Genomic DNA, 20,497 nt, shown 5'->3' with positions numbered 1-20,497 from the left:
ATGAGAACATCAGAACCAATATCCCAAATTGGCGGAGAAATTCGGTTTACTTTGGAAATCGGAATAGCCCACACCGATGTCCAACGGTCCGACGAAAGTCTTGAGTGAATATTTCACTCCACCTCCATAAACCGCTAAATCAGGAAGAATTTGATCATATTCGACCCCTTGCTGCAGACTATTAAAGATAAAGGACAGGTACTGGCTGGACGAAAGCCGAAAGCGCACGCCAAGCGCACCAATAGCCGTAAAACGCTCGCCAATCATCACCGGAGGCATGCCCATAAAAGGCAAATGGTAGTTAAAATACCGGGAATATGGCTCGCCTCCGATCATTGTCGATTTGATCTCGGGATAGCCTTCGTCCAAGATTCCGCGGCCATACAAATTCACAAGGAAGGCGGTTTTTCGACTGACCGGGAAAACGTTCTCCATTTTCAACAACAGGTAAGGCGACGATTGTCCTCCATTTTTCAAGTCGGTATTGAAGGTGGCCTCGGCATATAAGCGGGTTCCTTTCCGCGGAAAATAAAAATGATCCTGGTTATCAAAAGAGACATAAAAGGAAGCACCACTCAGCAAAAAAGTCGTGTTCTCAGACAAAACGAGGGCCCGTTCGCTGGCAAAGACATCGCCGGAAAAATACTCTTCCTGAAACGAGAACCCCGTACGCACTGTACCAAAACGCTGTTCCAGGTATAACTTCCCCGAAGTATAAAACAGGTCGGCATCGAAAGCTTTGTCACCATTCTCGTAAATGTTGTAATTCTGAAACTTGGCATTCAACGCAAAACCCAAATCAGGAAAGTTGTGCCAGTTGGTCTCGGTCAAAAATTCAAGGCCGGGGTTGGCCGACAATTCTGTACTGATTGAAATCAAACTGAATGTGCCCGAATAGTTTTTCCAGGTAGCATTCAGCAGCAAAGCTGCAGCCTCAGTCGTATTCACGCGGAAACCGATGTTTTGCGATCGCTCGTTCTGCGCATGCAAATGCAGGTTCAGGGTCTTGCCGTTATCATTATCGGTCAGATCAAAGTAAACGTAATCAAAACCTTTGGTGCCATACAGCCGATCGACTGCTTCTTTAATTTCCTGATAGCTGTATCGCTCACCCAAAGGTAGGTTGATGATTTTAGCCAAAAACTCGTCATTCAGTTTCTCCTCACAATCGAGGTTAATTTTTGTAATTCGCCATTTGTTGTCCTCAACATACATCCGCGAAACAGAATCGCGTTGCAAATGATATTTTTCCTTCAAGGCCTTCAACTGATCAAGAATCGCCAAAGTTGCGTCTTCACCTCTTTTTATCAGCGTATCTGTAGCAGCTCGGGTAAAACTCCCTCCCGAGAAGTCGATGACATCCGGTTTAATCACGATATCACACAAATCGTGGTTTTTCTCGTCCTTGTCTTTGGTATAGAAATTTATAAGGTTCAGGAAAATTTCGCTGATCGACTTAATTTGATCCTGTTTGTAGTAATCGTCGCGAATGTCGACACCGATGATAATATCGGCTCCCATTGCCTTGGCAACATCAACCGGAAAATTATTCACCACACCACCATCAACCAACAGTTTACCATCGTGCTTACCCGGCATAAAAACACCGGGAATCGCCATACTCGAATACATCGCTGTTGGTAAAAAGCCGTGATCCAATATTTCCTCGTCACCATTTTCAATGTTGGTCGCAACGCAGGCAAATTCAATCGGGAACTTTCTGAAATCGGCATCGACCGGCACATTGGCTGTCAGCCCGCAAAATACATTCAATACATTTTGCCCCCGAATAACACCTTGTGGCAAACTCAACTTACGCTGGTTATTAAAAGGAAGTGAAAACAGGTAGCGCTGTTTCATGGTTTGATCGCGCGGCGACAGGTAAAGCCTCGAAACATCATCCGAAAGTACCTGGTCCCAATTCTGCGATTGCACAATGTCAATCAATTCTTCTGACGAATACCCAATAGAATAGATTCCGCCAATCAAACTTCCGATACTGGTACCAACAATAATGTCGACCGGAATACCTTCCTCCTCGAGTACTTTTATTACACCTATGTGCGCAAAACCTTTTGCCCCGCCCCCACTCAGCACCAAGCCAACTTTCGGACGTTCCTTTTGGAGCATTTGCTGGCCCTCCGCCGGCTGTAGCCCAATAGCCAAACTGAAATAAAAAAGTAAGATTATGGAAATGGCGCGCATGCTAGTTTTCTTAATTGAGGCTTTTCGACTACAATTTATAACAATTTTATTTTATCCAAACTGCGGCAACATTTCTATTTTGTAATGTTAACAAAAGCGTCCTCGCTCAACACGTTTTTACATTACCTGCCGGTTCGGATACGGACATCCACGACATTGAATTCATCGCCGGATGCCAGAATCGGATTGATGTCCAACTCCTGAATCTCGGGTGCAGCAAGCATCAATTGTCCGACTCTGACGATCAATTCAGCAAAAACAGAGATATTGATTCCTGCGTTGCCGCGATGTCCGATCAAAAGAGGAAATGATTTTAAACGAGTCAGCAAATCCATCACTTCCGGCAGAGTAAGCGGTGCCAGTCCGAACTGCAAATCTTTCATCACTTCCAGCCAAACTCCGCCCATCCCAAAAAGAACAATCGGATCAAAACCTTCCTCGCGTTTAGCCCCGATAAATAATTCCAGACCGCCGGCCATCTGTTGGAGCAAAACACCTGTCGCTCCCGGAATCGCCATCAGATCCTTAAACTTGTTGATCAACTCATTCCGTTCAACATCGAGTTTAACGCCGCCAACATCCGTTTTATGCACCGGACCGATCACTTTCATAGCCAACGGAAATCCAATATCATCAGCAGCCAACAGCGCATCCGGGATGGTTTCAACTACATTTTGCTTAACCCTCGGAATTCCGACCTGATCCAATAACTCGCCGACGGCCTCCGGTTTTAAAAAGCCTTCCGAATTGACATCTGTAATTCTCTGAATTGTATTTCGATCGAAATGAATTTGTTCCCGTGATTCGGGCTCCGGTTTGGCTGTTTGCTGAACTTTGATCAACGCGTTGGCCAAATCAACCTCGCCGGGGAAACAAACCTGCCCGGACGAAATAAACTTGTCAATCGCTTCTCGGGCATTTACAACCGATGGCAAAACCGGAAAAATCGGCTTTCGACCTTGTTTCATTTTGGCGGCAAGCACGCGGTAGACTTCATTCACCGGAATCAAACCCGGGCTACCAAAAATAACGACCATGGCGTCCACTTCCGGTACTTCAGCATCGCAAACGTCAATGATAAAACCCAATTGCTCAGCTGTACCTGTTGCCAAAAAGTCGATCGGATTTTCAACTGAGGAGCCGGGATGCAAATAAGATTTCAGTTTTTCTTTCACAACCGGTTCGACTAAACGGGGGATTAAAAAACCACCTTTCTCCAATGCATCCGTCATCATTACGGCAGGGCCGCCCGCATGGGTAATAATCGCAAGCCGAGAGCCTTTTAATTCCGGGAGCAGCAGGATACCACCAACAGTAGTCAACTCCTCGCGGCTGTGGCACCGGATGATACCGGCCTTTTGAAAGAGTGCCTCAACCGCCAAATCGGAAGAAGCCAACGCCCCCGTATGAGATTGTGCGGCACGAGCTCCCGACTCCCCCACACCCGCTTTCACACCTGCAATCCGACAGCCTTTTAGAACCAGCGAACGCGCATATTTCAGTAATTTCCGGGGGTCTCTAATGCTTTCCAAATAAAGCAGCTTCACCCGCGGACTAACAGCAGCATCAAAATTTTCATCCCAATATTGGAGCACTTCCTCAACGCCAATCTGCGCTGAATTACCCACCGAAAAGACCGAAGCAAACCGCAAACCTTTGCTCATCCCTGCTTCCAGCGTAAAAACAGCAGTGGCACCAGAACCGGACACAAAGTCGATTCCCTGCGGGTCGAGCGCGGGAACCGGGCTGGTGAACACTCCCGCATAGGCGGAATTAATCAATCCAACACAATTAGGGCCTATCAAACAAGCATTATGCTTCAAGACCGTTTCAAGAAGCTGCATTTCCAATCGCTTTCCTTCATCATCCCCTTCGCCGAAACCAGCCGATATGATCACAAATGCCCGGGTTTTCTTCTGGCCCGCCAGAATTTCCACAGCTTCGATACAAAGCGCTGCAGGAATGGCTAAAAAGGCCAGATCTACTTCCGGCAAATCATTAACTGAAGCAAAAGAAGGTACCCCTTGGACCAATGTTTCCCGGGGATTGACGGTATACAAATCGCCATTAAATTGGTGTTGAATGAGATTGCTGAGCAGATGTCCGCCCGGTTTAGCCGCATTGTTCGATGCGCCAACAACCACGATCGATTTCGGTTGTAACAGTGCCTGGTTTAGCATAGTCTGAAGCTTGGTTTCTACCAAAGATAGCATTTCGCCTTGTCCTTGCCGATGACTTTGATCATTCTGAAAAACAAGCTTAAGCCTGAGACTTTGCTTAATTATTATCAGAACAAAAAGTCTTTTTCATAAAAAATAGATAGTTTTGGACTTCTATGAGCAAGACTTCAGAACAGCGGGTGATGGTATGTTGCGATTTTTCCGAGTCGATGAACGATGCAATCGTGCACGGGCTCCGGATTAGTCAGATATTTAAGAAAGAGTTGTGTTTGTTCCATCCTTATGCAAAAGGGAAAAAGGACGAAAAAATGGCGGCGCAAAAGGCCTTGGGAATGATTATCCGGAAACTGAAAGATGATTTTCCGACGGTGACCATTTCGAGCCTCACACTGAAAGGGAAGCTGTCCGACACAATTACCCGGGTTGCCGAAGAATACGACGGGATCATGCTTATCGCCACCGTCGAAAATCTGAAACCCAAGATTCAGGCCTTGCAGGAAAGCCAGATTCCGTTCTTGTTTATCAACGGCAGTTCGGCCGAAAGTTTGCGCTACGACCGGGTGATGCTCCCAATCGATTATCGCAAGGTGATGAAGGACACCTCGCTTTGGGCTTCGTATTTCGGCCGTTTTAACCAATCGGCGATTGAGGTATTGACCGCCCGCGAAAAAAATGCGTCGAACCAAACAATGATCAAAAAGAACAAAAAATTCATCGAGCAATTGCTTTACAAACTGCAAGTAGATGTGGACTTCCGGGAAGCACAGAAAGGAAGCTTCGGCGTGCCTTTCGAAGCACTTGAACGTTGCCGGGTAGATGCGCAAAACCTCATGATCATTCCGGCCAGTCAGCAAGTTAGTCTGCTCGACCTTATTGTTGGCTTGCCCGAGACCAAGCTCATCAAACAAGCCGGGCAAATTCCGGTGATGTGTATCAACCCCAAACGCGATATGTATATTCTTTGCGACTAGCCTTTGCTGGCGCGCATCAAACCGCAATAATCACTTTCAGTATCCGTTTATCAGTCGACACAAAATACAGAACATGACAAAGCAAATCTTAGCCGTACTGATTCTCATCCTGGCCGCAATCAGCGCAAAAGCGCAAAAACCGGAATACCAGGTACAGTTTCAGGGAATTGGTGACAACAGGGAGTTTACACACGAATACAATTACCCGCAAACCATATTGGGCGAGAGTACCAGCGTTGAGCTGGGAACAACCATCGACAGCTTGCACCGCTTTCGCATCGGGATCAGCCATTTGTTCGAGTTTGGCTCGGAAGCCGATGCTGTGAAACCCAAACTGACAGCCTATTACCGTTTCCAGGACGATAAAAATACCTTCTACTTTGGAGCATTCCCGCGCATGGAAGTGATTGATTTTCCGTTGGCCATGCTGACGGATACTTTTCAGTACTATCGCCCGAATATTGAAGGATTGTACGGTAAGCACCAATGGAGCTGGGGACACCAACTTGGGTTTGTTGACTGGACCAGCCGCCAAACGATGACCCAACGCGAAACCTTCATGGCCGGCCTTTCCGGCGAAATGCGCTTTGGCAAGTTCTACGTTCAGAACTATTTGCTGATGTTTCATTATGCGTTGACGGCTGCGGAAAACCCCGATGAACACATTACCGATAATATGGGCTACACCCTATACCTGGGCTACAACTTTGCCGAGTTGACAGGGCTGAAACAGGCTTACCTGAAAGTTGGTTATATGGGCTCATCCATTCGCGAGCGTGGTATCGATGATGGCTTTCAAACCGGCGGTAGTTTCACCGGGCAGCTATATGGCGAAGGGAAACGCTTCGCTCTGCGTTCAACCTTCAGCTTTGGCGATGGCCATCATTTTATGAACGGCGACCGCTATTATGCACAGGATAGTTATGTTCGTACCGATGTGATCTGGAAATTTCTGCAATACAAAAATATCCAGGGACACTTCAACCTCTCGTTCCATTTGGTTGATGGCAGCACCCTCGATCAGCAGCAGCAACTCTCGCTCATTTACAAATTTGGCAATGCCAATTAGCGAACCTTTAAAAACACAAACTCTGGTTTTCCGGTGATTCGAATTGAGGAGATTCCATACCAGCAAACCTGGGAAATCAGGCACCGGGTGATGTGGCCGCACAAGCCGATCGAATACGTCCAACTGGACGAAGATCGTTTTGGGAAGCATTACGGTTTATTTGTCGATGACGAGCTTGTATCAATCGTTTCGCTTTTTGTAGAAAACAAAGAAGCGCAGTTCCGGAAATTTGCGACACTGCAAAGCAGCCAAGGCAAAGGTTACGGAAGCCAATTGCTCAAGTTTGTTTTTGCCGAAGTGGAAGTTCAAAACATCAAGCGGATTTGGTGCAATGCCCGGAAGGAAAAAACAGCTTTTTATCAACGGTTCTGCATGATCGAAACACAGGAGACCTTCTCGAAAGGCGGCATTGAATACGTCATTATGGAGAAATTTTCCCGCTAAGAACTTCGATAATCACCGCCCTCTTGTTTGTTCTTTTTCTGTCGCAACCGCATTCGTCCAAAGCTGTAACCAAGGGCAAACGGAACACCAAACATCACCAATATTAGCAGGATTACATACACAATTACTTTGCGGATAATTTTGACCAGGCCATCGGTTGCCGTCTCAATCATGCTGTTGCCCATCTGCTCCGCCTCCTTCGCCAGAATAGCCCTTTGCACGTCAAAATAAACCTGCAGTTCAGCACGCTGTTGATCCAATTTGACCAAAGAGCTATCGAGAGTTGCATTCATCGAATAAACCAAAGGCGACAATTCCTCCCGGATTCGAACGGCGATAATCCCCATCATCTCGGGTGATTCTTTGGCGATTGTTGCCAGGTTGCTCAACATCAGCGAGAGACTATCAGCGCGAGCCAACAGTTCTTCGTCAAAATTCCCCTCTTCCCACTGGATTAAAAGCTTGTCTTTCTCCCACTCGACGGAATTATTGAACTGCGTCTGGTAACGCCCCATGCGGTCACTAAAGTCGCTCATCACTTCGGCCTGGGTTCCCACAGTGCTGGTATATAGTGAATCGGGAAGCTCGAAATACTCGAGTAACGAACGCAGTGTTTTCGGCGATTGTGGAGAGAAAGCCAACATCGGATGTTCAGCCGAATAGCCCTCCACAAAATCTTTCAGCTTTCGATAGTCAGCCCCGGAGTGTATTTTTTTTGCCAATTGATCAATGTCGCTTGCCAGTTCATCTGTCGTTTCTTTTGCCAGATCACTGTAATCACCCAGAAGCGAATCGCCCCGGCTTTCCATCAATCGTTGCCATTGCAGGGTCAACACCCACACATCCGAAAGCGAACTTTCCGGCACCGTTTGATAGCCTGCCCGGGTGTACGCCGTTCCGGCATTCAGTTTCCAGCGAATCGCGTTGATTTGGTAGAACGGTTCGGTATCGGCCATGGCAATGATAGAATCGGCAGCTTTCACAATCTGATCGCTCGCCCCCTCTACAAAATTCCGGACCATAACCCGGGTCGTCAGCTGCCGGGAGCTCAATGGTTCTGAAGGCGTTTCGATGCTGAATTTCATGAGAGAACAGCTACTGACCAGAAGCAACAGTGCCACAATAGGAAGGAGTTTTACTGGTTTCATCTTTTTTTATATAAAGTTAGGGGATTCAGCTACCCGACTCAATACCAGCCGCTATTGAAAGCACTTCAACTTATCCGAAGCCTGATTTCAGCTATTGCAATACGCGTAAGAAAAAGCAAGATCGCCCTACCACCTAACAATCAGTCCCCCCCAAAGAAACGCCCGGATTCTTCTTTTTCGAACCAATTCGGGAAAATCTGTTTTCGGTCATGCATTGAATAGTTGAATTCGACAATCAAAACAGGGGCTTCATGAAGTCGTGCAGATTTATCCTGTTTTTGAGCCGCTCATTTCGTATCTTTTTTTTGTGAAACAGATCAAAAAGAGGCCCTACAGGCTTTCTGAGGCATATTTTAGAACCGAAACAAACCACTCAACAATACGACAAAACAATAAAACATTGGTTACAGAAAATAGGTTAATTGAGTACAGTAGAGATTAGGTAATAGTGTTATTTTATGTATTAGCGTTGAATTGTTTTGAAAACAGGCGTAAAGGGCATTGAAAAATGTCCTTTACTTTTTTTATATCTTCCAATACTCAGCTTCCTGTTCAGAAGACCTCTTATCAATACAAATCTCCCAAAAAATTGTCCCCTCCGGCAAACATCAATCGTTATAAATGTGAACAAAATTTTATAGTATGAAAGAATTTGCATTGATTTTTAGATTGAAGGACATTTCAGACTTCAAACCCTCTCCCGAACAAATCCAGGAAAGAATGAACTGGCTGGCTGGTATTGCCGCACAAAACAAACTAGTGGATAAAGGCAATACGCTCCTTCCCAGCCATGGGAGTGCCAAAACGGTAAGACCCGAAAAGTTGGTGACCGATGGTCCCTACACCGAAATCAAAGAATTCATCAGTGGCTACATTGTGATCAAAGCCATTGATATTGAAGAGGCCGTTGAAATTGCAAAAGGTAACCCCATTTTCAAAATCGGCGGTAACATTGAAGTGCGGGAAGTTTTAAAACGTGATTAATGACGCAAACTGAGCCCGAACATCCGGAATTACTACCGCATTTATTCCGTCAGGAATACGCTAAGATGACGGCCATTTTGTGTCGTCATTTTGGCTTAATGCATATTGAAATAGCAGAAGATATCGCGAGTGATACCTTCTTGAAAGCTTCGGAGAACTGGGCTATTCATGGCATACCCGAAAACCCGACCGCCTGGCTTTATACTGTAGCGAAAAATAAAGTCAAGGATTATTTCAAGCACCTAAATATTTATGAAACCCGCGTAAAAAACGAATTAAAACAGGATGAACACCTAGTGCAACCCGATATCGAATTCAACGAGCAAAATATCACCGACAGCCAGTTGGCCATGATCTTTGCCGTTTGTAACCCGGTAAATTCCGACGAACAGCAAGTCTGCCTGGCTCTCCAAATTCTCTGTGGTTTTAGCGTGGAAGAAATCGCAAATGCTTTTCTTGTCAATCGCGAGACAATTAAAAAGCGACTGCTCCGGGCCCGTAACAATCTTCGAAACGACCGGTTTCAAATTTCGATTCCGGTAGACGGCGAAATCAAATCCCGTTTAAAAACCGTCTTAAGAACAATCTACCTCTTGTTTAACGAAGGATACTATTCAAAAACCAATGACCATTTAATCCGAAAAGAATTGTGCACCGAGTCGATGCGTCTCTGCCTGTTACTTACTGAATACCCGATATCTAGTTCCGGGCAAACGAATGCCTTACTTGCACTAATGTGCTTCCAAAGTTCCCGATTGGAAGCGCGTTTGGATGAAAACGGTGCAGTGGTTTTATTCGAAGATCAAGACCGAACGTGTTGGGATCAATCGCTGATCGACCAGGGAAACTATTACTTGGTGCAGGCAACAAACGGCTCCGAAATTTCCAAATACCACCTGGAAGCCGGCATCGCATATTGGCACACGACCTTGTCCGACGCAACTAAGTGGCCGCATATTCTAGAGCTTTACAACCAGCTCATACTTTTTGAATATTCCCCGGTAACAGCTCTGAACAGGGCCTTCGCTTTCTCCCATGTTTACGGAAATGAAGAAGCGATTTCCGAAGTGGAAAAACTGGAGTTCACTGACAACAGTTATTACCATGCTCTACTTGGCTATTTGTACTCGACAGCAAATTATGGCAAAGCGATTGATCATTACCAACAAGCCATCAAACTGAGTAAATCAAGAAAAGAGAAAGAAAGTTTGACCGCTCAAATAGATCGCTTAGGTGGAGCAAAAAAGCCTTAGCTATCCTTTGAAGTTTTTCTACACCCCTTTCTGAATTTGGTTACCCAAATGAGTACAATCAAACGATTCCACCTCCGCTTCGATCTGTCTTATGTTTCCCCACAATTCCTATCTTAGTATCAACCCAATTCGCACAAGACCAAAGATGACTATAGCCCGCCAAATCATTTGGAGAAGGCGTAACTAAATAGTTAAAGCTTGTCCAACGCTTTGGTGGAGCCGTAACTAAATAGTTAAACCTCGCCCAACGCGCAGGGAGCCCGTAACTAAATAGTTAAAGCGTGACAAACCGTTTGGTGGAGGCGTGACTAAATAGTTAAAGCCTCCCCAACGTTCAGGGAACCCGTGACTAAATAGTCATAGCATGCCAGATCTTCGGATGGTACTATCAACTCTTCACACCTTCACTTTACCGATCAGACATCTGTTCTGACAAACACCAAAGATTTTGTTAATAAGTTAGCCACCTGCTTAGAATCTATTTCGTTTGGAAATGTTAAATTGACAGACGAAAAATAAAACGATCGACTCAATAACTAACTGGTGTATAACCGAAAGCCTACGACTATGAAAAAACATCTTATTTTACTTCTGATAATTTTGATTTCAAACCAGGCTGAAGCGCAATTTGTAAAAAAGCGGGCAATCAATGCGCAAATCGGATACGGAATGACTTCTCCATACTACAGTGCTGACGATATTGCCAACGGTGGATTTTTTCTGCAAACCGAATATGTTCTATCGCTTGCATCGTGGATTGAGCTGAAACCTTATGCCGGTTTTATTCTAACCAATTCAAACGGGAAAGACATCAATGATGACCCGACCGACGAGCGAGCCGAATGCAAGGCAATGCTCCTAGGTGGAAAAGCAAGGCTCATCGCTCCAATTCCGTATGTTGCACCTTACGTCGAAATCGGAATAGGCGCATCGATCGGCCGATTTGAAACCTTTACAGCATTCACCGATATCGAAAAAAGCGGAATTGTACACCATATCCCCTTTGCTTTTGGATTTGAACTGGGCCGCGACCATGGTGTCGACATCGGCTTTTCCTACTACTTTCAACCGGCTGTGGAACAGTTTGCCGGAGCATTTGCCATTGGGGTATCAATACCGCTGAAACAACGAAAAGAGTAATTAAAAACCCATTCATGCGAAACAGGCCCAAGTTAAATAACCAACGAGATGACATTATCATCGGCTTCTATATTGACGAATTGGGCGAAAAGAAACCATTTTCGGACGTGATCCAAAACAATGATTCTCTCTTTAGCCCAATGAATTCTGATTCTATTTACGTTATCCGGAACGGTAAAAAACGAGGATATAAATTGTTTTTAAACTTTGGGAAATTTTAAGAATACTTTTGTCGATCCGAAGTGGTAGTTCGACAGAGGGAGTGACTTCAAGTCACGCCCTCTGTAAAGACAAAAAATTGGCAAACGTATCCGTCAACAGCTAGAAACGATCCCCTGTTTCCGCCGATAATATCTTACATTTGTAGGACTACTTACAAAACTACTCACTTATGAAGCTAATCGGACTATTCCTTTTGTCCTTTGCGTTGGTATTTTCGGCAAAGGCACAAACGCTCTTATTCCACGACGATTTTAATCAAGGACTTTCGCAATGGGTGATCGAGCAAAACTCGGATGCCACCGTTCTGAACAGCGGTAACGGGCAACTGGAGATCATCGCCCCGCAAGGCCTCACCCTGTGGTTCAAACAAGTTCTTGCCGGTAACATCCGCATCAGCTACGATGCAAAAGTGATCCAGGCTGGTGGCGAATTTGATCGGGCATCAGATCTCAATTGCTTTTGGATGGCTAACGATCCCGAAAATCCGGACGATTTCTTTGCGAGATCCAAATGGCGCAACGGTGTCTTCGGAAACTATTATTCGCTATCGCAATATTATGTGGGCTATGGCGGAAATAACAACTCGACTACCCGTTTCCGAAAATACGACGGCAATTTCAAGCAGTTTAAAAATGAAAAGATACGCCCCGAAATTATTCAGGAATACACCGACTCTGCTCATTTGATAACGCCCAATCAATGGTGCCATATCGATATTGAAATGAAAGGGAACAGCGTGAACTACTATTTCAATCATGAGCTGTTATTCCGTATGGATGATCCCGAGCCCTACCGGTATGGTTATTTCGGTTTCCGTACCGTGAAAAATCATGTTGTGTTGAAGAACTTCAAGGTTTACCGACCTGCAAGTGAAGAAAAAAGTGCGGCATCAATGCGACAAATGGAGAAAATGGATCGCGGCGTAGTGGCTGTTTGCCCGTCGCAGGATTCCGTGTTTGTCAGCTGGCGTTTACTGCAAGCAGATCCACAAAACATTGCCTTCAATATTTACCGGCAAACGAGCGGAGAACAGGCTATCCAACTTAATGAGCATCCACTAAAAGAAGGCACTTACTTTTGGGATACCACCGCTGACCTATCGAAAACAAACAGTTGGTTTGTAACTCCGGAGAATGATGCTGAGCCTGTATGTTCTTCGGCGAACAGCTTTAGCTTGAATTCGGATGCTGTCGGGAAAGCCTATCTTTCCATTCCTTTACAAATTCCGGAATCAGCAAAAGTGGGAGACCAGGAATATTCCTACTCGGCGAACGATGCCAGTGTTGCCGATCTGGATGGAGATGGCAAATATGAAATCATTCTGAAATGGCAACCTTCGTTAGTTCGTAACCCGCCTCAAAAAGGATTGACCGGACTTCAACTGATTGATGCTTATAAACTGGATGGCACCTTGCTTTGGCGAATTAATCTCGGTAAAAATATTCGGTCTGGTGCTGCTTACACCCAATTCCTTGTTTATGATCTGGATGGAGACGGCCGTGCTGAAATGGTCTGCAAAACAGCCGATGGTACTATTGACGGCGAAGGAAATGTGATCGGTGATGCCTCGAAAGACTGGCGAACGATGGATGCGGACTCTGCAACTTACGGCAAAATCGTTGACGGTCCCGAATACCTGACCGTCTTTGACGGACTGACCGGCAAGGCGCTGGCTACCGAAAACTACATTCCGGACCGCTACCCGCTGGATAGCTGGGGAGGCGTAGGCGGAAACGGAAACAACGACAGCACCGGAGGCCGATCCGATCGTTTTTCGGCAGCTATTGCTTATTTGGATGGCGTTCATCCCAGTGCTTTGTTTGTTCGCGGCTGGTATGGCCGCACAGCCGTTGCTGCCTGGGACTACCGCGACGGACAACTATCCCAGCGCTGGTTGTTTGATTCGAAGGACGCTGACAATCCGTATTCAGGACAAGCCAACCACCAGGTCAGTGTCGCAGATGTTGATCAGGATGGCAAAGATGAACTTTGTGTTGGAGCCATGACCGTTGATGACGATGGACAAGGACTTTACACCACAGGCTTGCGTCATGGCGATGCACTTTCCATCTCTGATATGGATCCAGACCGCCCGGGACTGGAAGTATATGGTATTCACGAAAACGAAGGAAAAACACTTGCGCTGCAAACGCCGGGAGTAGCCATGTTTGACGCAAAGACCGGAGAAATTCTATTTAGCATTGGGCCTGGCATTGATATTGGTCGTGGCTTATCGGCTGATATCGATCCGACACATCGCGGATTTGAAAACTGGGGCGGCCCCGGAGGTTTGCGCGACGTGCACGGAAATACAATTAGCGAAAACACGCCTTCATCAACCAATTTTGTGCTTTGGTGGGATGGAGATCTTAGCCGCGAACTACTCGATAAAAACCGCATTGACAAATGGGACTGGACGGCGAACAAAACCGTTAACCTGCTAACTGCAGAAGACTGCGTATCGAACAACGGCACGAAAGCAACACCATGCCTGAGCGCCGATTTGTTGGGCGACTGGCGAGAAGAAGTGATTTGGCGGACAGCAGATAATTCGGAATTGCGAATTTATACGACGACCATCCCAACAGCTTACCGATTTCAAACGTTCATGCAGGATCCACAATACCGCTTAAGCATTGCCTGGCAAAATGTGGCTTATAACCAACCGCCATTTACCAGCTTCTATTTAGGGACAGACTTGGACACCAAGAAGAATTCAACGGACGATTAAAAACAAATTTGACCAAATAAGAAATGGCATCCTTTAACCGGGATGCCATTTCTTTTATGCTATTAAATTTAAAGATCTTCTAGATCGAATCCGTGTTGGTTTCAACAGCTTGTTCTGCCGGGACAAGTTGCATTTCGTCGAGCAAATAACCTGCTCCAGCAAACTTGTCGATAATAAACAACACGTAGCGAATGTCGACCATGATGTTGCGGCACTGGTCCGGGTCGAACATGATGTCGCTCATGGTTCCTTCCCAGCAACGGTCGAAATTGATACCGATCAGCTCACCGTTGGCATTTATCGCGGGGCTTCCCGAGTTACCGCCGGTGGTGTGAATTGAGGCTGTAAAAGCCACATGCATTTGTCTATCTTCCGCGTAGCGTCCGAAATCTTTCGCAGCATACAAATCGCGCAAACGTTGCGGCACATCGTAATCGTAAATATCCGGGTTATCCTTCTCCATAATTCCTTTCACTGTCGTGAAGTAGTTGTACTCCACACCATCGCGAGGTTTGTAGCCTTCCACTTTGCCATAAGCTACGCGGAGTGTCAAATTCGCATCCGGATACAAAGCCTGTCCTTCTTTCATCGCCATAATTCCGGCCATGTAAGTTTTCTGAAGCTTGTCTATTTCATCATTGATCTGACTGTACGGGCGTTCAACATTCGCCTGGTAATAGCCTGCCAGCTGATCATACAACGCAACAATCGGGTCTTTCTGCAAACGCTCAATGGCTTTTTCATCGAGGTTACGAACCAAATCCGTGAATTTTGCCTTGTCGGTTAGAATGGATTTGCGATATACTTTTTTCAGCAGTTTTTCGTCGTCGTATTTTGACAATAGCTCGCTAAATTCTTTCGGCAAAAATGAAGGATCCAGATCGGCTTTGTACATCCGAAGTAATGCAGTAAACACATGCTCGTCGGTAGCCTGGTCGTAATCTTTGAAATGCGCTTCTATCCGTTTCAGAATTTCATCCTTAACTTTTTGTTGCGTCTCCGCATCCGACTTGTTCCAGGCGGAAACATTGCGTGGCGTGTTCTGGGCCAATTGGAAAATATCAGTCCCCCGCTTTACAACTTCGTCATAATAATTCTTGGCACGATCAAAGGGTGTCAACTCCACATACAACCGCTCAAAATCGGGCAATAACGATTCGTACTTCGCGCTCAATTCTTCCGATTGTCCATACCAGTTTTTAAACTCGCCTTCAAATTCGTTTTTAATACCCAAGGCATCCATTCGTTTCAAGCCACGAATTTCGCCTTGCCAGCGTTTCCACGAGTTGCTGGTCGACGCATATTTCGAGGCATATTGAATGCGCACTTTCGGATCAGCTTCCATTTGCCCACGCAAAATGTCCAGCTTCGTTGTGCGGATTTTAATTTTATCCGGGTCGCTTTGTTGCATCAACAGCTCAACGGCAAACGATGGCAAATATTCGTCGGTACTTCCGGGGAAACCAAAAATCATGACAAAATCTTCAGGTTGCACACCTTTCATCGAAATCGGGAAAAACTTCTTCGGCGTGTAAGGTACATTATCCGGTGAATAATCGGCGGGCTCATTATTCTTATCCGCATAAACGCGGAAAATTGAAAAGTCACCGGTATGACGAGGCCACATCCAGTTGTCGGTGTCGCCACCAAACTTTCCAATAGCTGAGGGAGGAGCTCCTACCAAACGCACATCGCGATAAACTTTATAGACGTACAGGAAATACTGATTCCCTTTAAAAATCGGCTTCACATCGGCCGCGTAGCGCTCATCAACCTTCGCCTCCTTTTTAATCTCGTAAATGTTGCGCGTGATTTTCTTCTCCATATCTTCTCCCGTTAGAGAATCTGTTCCTTCCATCACTTTTTCAGTGACGTCTTCCATGCGGTCCAAAAAACGGACCGTCAATCCAGGATTGGTCAATTCTTCCTCACGCGATTTGGCCCAAAAACCATCTGTCAGGTAATCGTGCTCAACCGAACTGTGCGACTGGATCTGACGATAACCACAATGGTGATTGGTTAGCAGCAGACCTTCAGCTGAAACCAACTCCCCGGTGCAACCGCCACCAAACAAAACCACAGCATCCTTCAAACTGTTGTGATTGATACTGTAAATATCGTCAGCAGTCAGGCGAAAGCCCATTTGCTGCATTTCTTCGATATTGTATTTTTTCAGAAGTGTGGGAATCCACATGCCTTCGTTGGCCGACACCAGCAAAGCCAAATGCAGCAGCACACCCAGAAACAGCAACTTAATTTTTACCATTATCTCTCTAAACTTTTATATTGAACTGATTAAAATCGAATCGTCAAAAAAACAAAAATGCCGGCAAGCCAGCATGCAAAAATAAAGCCAGAAACAGAAACTGATCCTGATATCTATCAGTTAATCATCCTGTTTCAGCCTTCAATAGCTCAGAAAATGCCTTCGAAACTAAAATTCTTTCAAATATTGATACAGTTTGTGAATCGGCAGCCCCATGACATTATAGAACGAACCCTCAATTTTATAGATGCCAACGAAACCGATCCATTCCTGGATGCCGTACGCACCGGCTTTGTCAAAAGGTTTGTATTTGTCGATGTAGAAATTGATCTCGTCATCAGTCAATTCATCGAACCAAACTTCAGTAACCGCGTGAAACGATATTTTCTTCGATTTGCTTTGCAAGTGCATCCCGGTAATTACCTGGTGTTGCGAACCCGACAAAGACTTCAGCATGTCAACAGCTTCCTGCTGATTGCTCGGTTTCCCGAGTACTTTATCGTCTTTCCAAACGATGGTGTCAGCCGTAATAATCAAGTCATTCACGCCCATGCTGCCATTCAGTGCATCGGCTTTCAGTTGCGCCAGATATTCCGGAATCGCAGTCATTCCCAGGTTTTCCGGATAAAACTCGTCAACATCGGCTGGCTTTACTTCAAACGTAAGCCCAAGATCTTTCATTAACTGCTGCCGGCGTGGCGAAGCAGAAGCTAATATCAAGTTATATTTTTCGAGATTTTTGAGTACCATTATGTCGATCTCCAATAGTATGATTTATCATTAATCCAGGTGTCCTGCGCGCGCATCACTTGTTCGATCACATCGCGGCCACACCCTTCTCCCCCTTTGATAGCTGAAATATACAAAGAAATTTCCTTGATTTCGTGCACGGCGTCGCTCGGGCAGCAGGGAAATCCAACCAGCGACATAATTTTATAATCGATCAAATCGTCGCCCATGTAGAGCACCTGGTCAGCGGTAACACCAACTTTCTCCATAAAGTCGTTCAGCGGCTGAACTTTATCGCGAACGCCCATGTAAATGTGGGGAACGCCCAATTTTTCGTAACGCAGACGCACCCGTTCTACCGCACCACCGGTAATAATGGCAACATGGTAGCCCATATTCATGGCGTTACGCAAAGCATAGCCGTCCTTCACATTGGCCGTACGCATCGGATCTCCTTCTTCATTCAACGGCGAGGTATCCAACGACAAAACGCCGTCGATATCGAAAACCAATGCTTTAATATTTTTCAGTTTATCTTTTACAAAAGTCATGTTATTCGGATTTGTGCGCATCGAAAATGCTTCGCGAAACAAAACTATAGATTTCCTTCAATTCGGGTTGATCGCTCAAAAATTTTAAATGCTTATTAATAATAGTTTCATCAAAACGTTTGGCCGGGCCAGTTTGCGCTTCGAAGGGGTCAATTTCCATCACTTTCCCTGCAGTTTCCTGAATCAACGGTTTCAGCAATTCAAAATCGACACCGTATTTTTGTACCACCTCGTGCCCCAGGTAGTAAAAGTGATTGACAAAATTACAGACAAAAACAGCCGCCAAATGCAAACTCTGCCGTTGGTCGGAAGTTATTCGCTCAACCTTGCCCGATAGTTTTGCAGCTAATTCAGAAAGTTCATCTTCAATTTCGGCATTTGCACCTTCAATGCAAATGGGAATTTCTTTGAAGTCGACCTCTCGCTGTTTCGAAAACGTCTGCAACGGGTAAAAAACACCATGCTTTTCTGAATGACCTGCTAAGACCGACATGGGCAAACTACCCGCCGTATGGGCAATTAATTTCCCTTGCAAATCCAGTCGAGATAACAAGTTTTCGAGAATATCATCTTTCAACGCAAAAATAGTAAGGTCTGCGCTTAGCGTAATATCATCTACGTTGGCCGTATAGCCTGTTCCAAGGATCTGTGCTAATGTTTTTGCCGACTCTTCGGTGCGGCTGTATACCTGAAGTATTTCTATTCCTGCTTGTTTCAGAGCCGAACCTAACCGTGTTGCCAGGTTTCCGGCTCCGACCAGGGTTACTGATTGGATCATAATTAACAAATTCGTCCTTCAAAGTAACAAAAAATGGCGCAATAAAACGGACGATAAAAGTCAGTATCAAAACCTATCCTTTAGTTTGACTTTCTCCGAAGAGCACCTGGCTTTAGGTATTCGCGATGGGTCAGGAAAAGACAATAGAATAACAGGAAGAAATAGCCGCCAACGTGTGTGTCCAAATTCGAATCACCCATGTTGCTGACAACAAGAATGAATATAAACGCACCGAATAACGGAAATTGACTAAGCTGAACGCGCAATACCGGCCAGAAAAATAAAAACAGAATGATGACAGTGCCGATAAAACCAAAGCGAACCAACCATGCCAGATATTGATTGTGAGCATCGGCATACTGAGATTCATCCATATCCGACCCCATCTGCTGGTAAGTGTTCTTATAGGCTACTTTCCAATTACCTGTCCCGACGCCAAACCAAAAGTGTTTTTGCCAAATCGTCCAAGCAGCCTGAAAATATTCAATCCGCTGTGCTATTGACTTATTATTGGCATTCCCTGTTTTCATATACTGATCCACCTCCCAAACACTCACGTAGAGGCGCGGGTAAAGAGAAGCCTTCCGGGTAGCCAGCAAATAGTTACTTGTACCTTCTTCAATCAGTTTGATTTCTTCATCAGACAACTGTGCCACGCCATCTGCATCTTTCTTCAAATTTCGCGAAGTTAGGTATCGAGTCAAGGTATCTTTCACCCGGTATCCGTTTGCATCGGTTTTATCGTAGTCCAAATCCGAGCGTTTATTCCACGAATCCCGCAATTCAGGTTCACAAACATACAATCCAACCCAATGGCCGTTTTCGGTGAACGGGTTATTAAAATCGTGAATATAGCTGTTTCCCTGAGGAGTCTTCACTGGCAATTCGTTTCTTTTGATTTCATCGACATTATAAAAGTCGCTAACTACCCGGTAAACATAACCGGCGGGCAGAAGGACTAACAAGAACAAAACAAGCGTTCCTGCAATACGGTATTTCGTGCTAGCTTTCTTGTAAAAGAAAATAATAAGAGAGAAACAAAGAAGCGCCCAAAAGGTAACAAGTCCTGTTAACGATTGCTGCCAAAACAAGAAATAGACAAGAAATACCATCGCAGCAACCACAACGAACGACCACCTTTTCAATCTAGTTATACTCGACGGCATCAAGTAAACTTGAATTGCCAATGCCAAAACAATCATGAGACTAAAACGAATATGATGGATATAGCCGGTAAACTGTGCATCCAACAGCAATTGATCGGTTGCTAAATAAAATTTTACGAGCGTAATAAAGGCTGAAAAGACTACCGCCCAAAAGAACACACTCAAGACATTTCGGAACTGTTTGGTTGAAACCACCGGAGCCAAAAGGAAAGCAAGAGGGATTGTTAGAAAGGGTAAAGCTTTATTTAAATCATACAAGCCTGACGCAAAATCCTTACAGAAAACCATTCCCAAGACATGCAGCAGATAGATAGCCACAAAAAATAGGAGATATTTTCGTTCTGGATAACTCGCTTTCAAACGATCGCGCTTGAAGCTGATAAAAGAGAATAACAACAGAAGTATTGCTGATAGCGAGATGAGAGCAACTGAAAAAGGTAACGCAGCTGCAAATAACAGAAGACCGTAATAGAAAAAGTGTTCGCGCTTGAGAGTTGTCATTTGGTGTGGATCAGTCCTGGCACCGAAGATAATGAAATCCCAATAGCCCCGTTGACTAGTGGGCATAAAAAAACCCTGTGCTCTGTCGAACACAGGGTTTGTTAAAGATGGCGACGACCTACTCTCCCACATAAATGCAGTACCATCGGCGCTGGCGGG

General features: G+C 45.3%; 15 protein-coding genes. 7 read left to right on the top strand and 8 right to left on the bottom strand.

Annotation, left to right across the window (positions count from 1 at the left end; all coding sequences use genetic code 11):
- Window positions 1–9 precede the first annotated feature (9 nt).
- Both BC643_RS19760 and BC643_RS19755 read right to left on the bottom strand, forming a co-directional pair.
- Window positions 10–2,130, bottom strand: a complete 2,121-nt coding sequence (locus tag BC643_RS19760) for a patatin-like phospholipase family protein (protein ID WP_170154634.1) — start codon at window positions 2,128–2,130, stop codon at window positions 10–12.
- 197 nt (window positions 2,131–2,327) lie between these two features.
- Window positions 2,328–4,385 (bottom strand): acetate--CoA ligase family protein, encoded by a 2,058-nt coding sequence (locus BC643_RS19755; protein ID WP_120275018.1) that lies wholly within the window; start codon window positions 4,383–4,385, stop codon window positions 2,328–2,330.
- Between the two features lie 155 nt (window positions 4,386–4,540).
- Between BC643_RS19755 and BC643_RS19750 the strand changes: the two genes are divergently transcribed.
- From BC643_RS19750 to BC643_RS19740, 3 genes are all read left to right on the top strand, one after another.
- A complete protein-coding gene (locus tag BC643_RS19750; protein ID WP_120275017.1) occupies window positions 4,541–5,356 on the top strand; it encodes a universal stress protein in 816 nt (271 codons plus the stop codon).
- 73 nt (window positions 5,357–5,429) lie between these two features.
- Window positions 5,430–6,425, top strand: a complete 996-nt coding sequence (locus BC643_RS19745; protein WP_120275016.1) for a hypothetical protein — start codon at window positions 5,430–5,432, stop codon at window positions 6,423–6,425.
- 33 nt (window positions 6,426–6,458) lie between these two features.
- Window positions 6,459–6,869, top strand: a complete 411-nt coding sequence (locus tag BC643_RS19740; protein ID WP_211338152.1) for a GNAT family N-acetyltransferase — start codon at window positions 6,459–6,461, stop codon at window positions 6,867–6,869.
- On the opposite strand, the gene BC643_RS19735 is transcribed toward BC643_RS19740, so the two are convergent.
- Window positions 6,866–8,017 carry a hypothetical protein gene (locus BC643_RS19735; protein WP_147377283.1) on the bottom strand — a complete coding sequence of 384 codons (1,152 nt, stop codon included), beginning with the start codon at window positions 8,015–8,017 and terminating at the stop codon, window positions 6,866–6,868. The two genes, BC643_RS19740 and BC643_RS19735, sit on opposite strands and share 4 nt — an antisense overlap.
- 642 nt (window positions 8,018–8,659) lie before the next feature.
- On the opposite strand from BC643_RS19735, the gene BC643_RS19730 reads away from it, so the two are divergent.
- The 4 genes from BC643_RS19730 (at window position 8,660) to BC643_RS19710 (ending at window position 14,347) form a co-directional block, all read left to right on the top strand.
- On the top strand, window positions 8,660–9,001 hold the full coding sequence (locus BC643_RS19730) for a YciI family protein (protein WP_120275014.1): 342 nt from the start codon (window positions 8,660–8,662) through the stop codon (window positions 8,999–9,001).
- Window positions 9,001–10,254, top strand: coding sequence for an RNA polymerase sigma factor (locus BC643_RS19725; RefSeq protein ID WP_120275013.1), 1,254 nt, complete (start codon window positions 9,001–9,003; stop codon window positions 10,252–10,254). The genes BC643_RS19730 and BC643_RS19725 overlap by 1 nt, the downstream gene beginning before the upstream one ends.
- Before the next feature lie 567 nt (window positions 10,255–10,821).
- Window positions 10,822–11,394 (top strand): hypothetical protein, encoded by a 573-nt coding sequence (locus BC643_RS19720; protein WP_120275012.1) that lies wholly within the window; start codon window positions 10,822–10,824, stop codon window positions 11,392–11,394.
- 391 nt (window positions 11,395–11,785) lie between these two features.
- On the top strand, window positions 11,786–14,347 hold the full coding sequence (locus tag BC643_RS19710) for a rhamnogalacturonan lyase family protein (protein ID WP_245995030.1): 2,562 nt from the start codon (window positions 11,786–11,788) through the stop codon (window positions 14,345–14,347).
- A 79-nt stretch (window positions 14,348–14,426) separates the two neighbouring features.
- Here BC643_RS19710 and BC643_RS19705 read toward each other — a convergent pair whose 3' ends face one another.
- The 5 genes from BC643_RS19705 to BC643_RS23780 all read right to left on the bottom strand — a co-directional run bounded on the left by BC643_RS19705 (window position 14,427) and on the right by BC643_RS23780 (window position 19,201).
- A complete protein-coding gene (locus tag BC643_RS19705) occupies window positions 14,427–16,613 on the bottom strand; it encodes a S46 family peptidase (RefSeq protein WP_120275010.1) in 2,187 nt (728 codons plus the stop codon).
- 168 nt (window positions 16,614–16,781) lie between these two features.
- Window positions 16,782–17,363: a Maf-like protein gene (locus BC643_RS19700; RefSeq protein WP_120275009.1), complete on the bottom strand. Its 582-nt coding sequence runs from the start codon at window positions 17,361–17,363 to the stop codon at window positions 16,782–16,784.
- Window positions 17,363–17,893, bottom strand: coding sequence for a KdsC family phosphatase (locus BC643_RS19695; RefSeq protein WP_120275008.1), 531 nt, complete (start codon window positions 17,891–17,893; stop codon window positions 17,363–17,365). The genes BC643_RS19700 and BC643_RS19695 overlap by 1 nt, the downstream gene beginning before the upstream one ends.
- Window position 17,894: 1 nt before the next feature.
- A complete protein-coding gene (locus BC643_RS19690; RefSeq protein ID WP_120275007.1) occupies window positions 17,895–18,671 on the bottom strand; it encodes a Rossmann-like and DUF2520 domain-containing protein in 777 nt (258 codons plus the stop codon).
- Window positions 18,672–18,751: 80 nt separating this feature from the next.
- Entirely contained in the window at window positions 18,752–19,201 is a 450-nt protein-coding gene (locus BC643_RS23780) for an O-antigen ligase family protein (RefSeq protein ID WP_394340529.1), read from the bottom strand.
- Between the last annotated feature and the right edge of the window lie 1,296 nt (window positions 19,202–20,497).

Source organism: Mangrovibacterium diazotrophicum, from assembly GCF_003610535.1.
In the GTDB taxonomy this organism is placed as follows: domain Bacteria; phylum Bacteroidota; class Bacteroidia; order Bacteroidales; family Prolixibacteraceae; genus Mangrovibacterium; species Mangrovibacterium diazotrophicum.
Note: the sequence above shows the minus strand (reverse complement) of the source record. Positions and strands in the feature narration are given on the sequence as shown.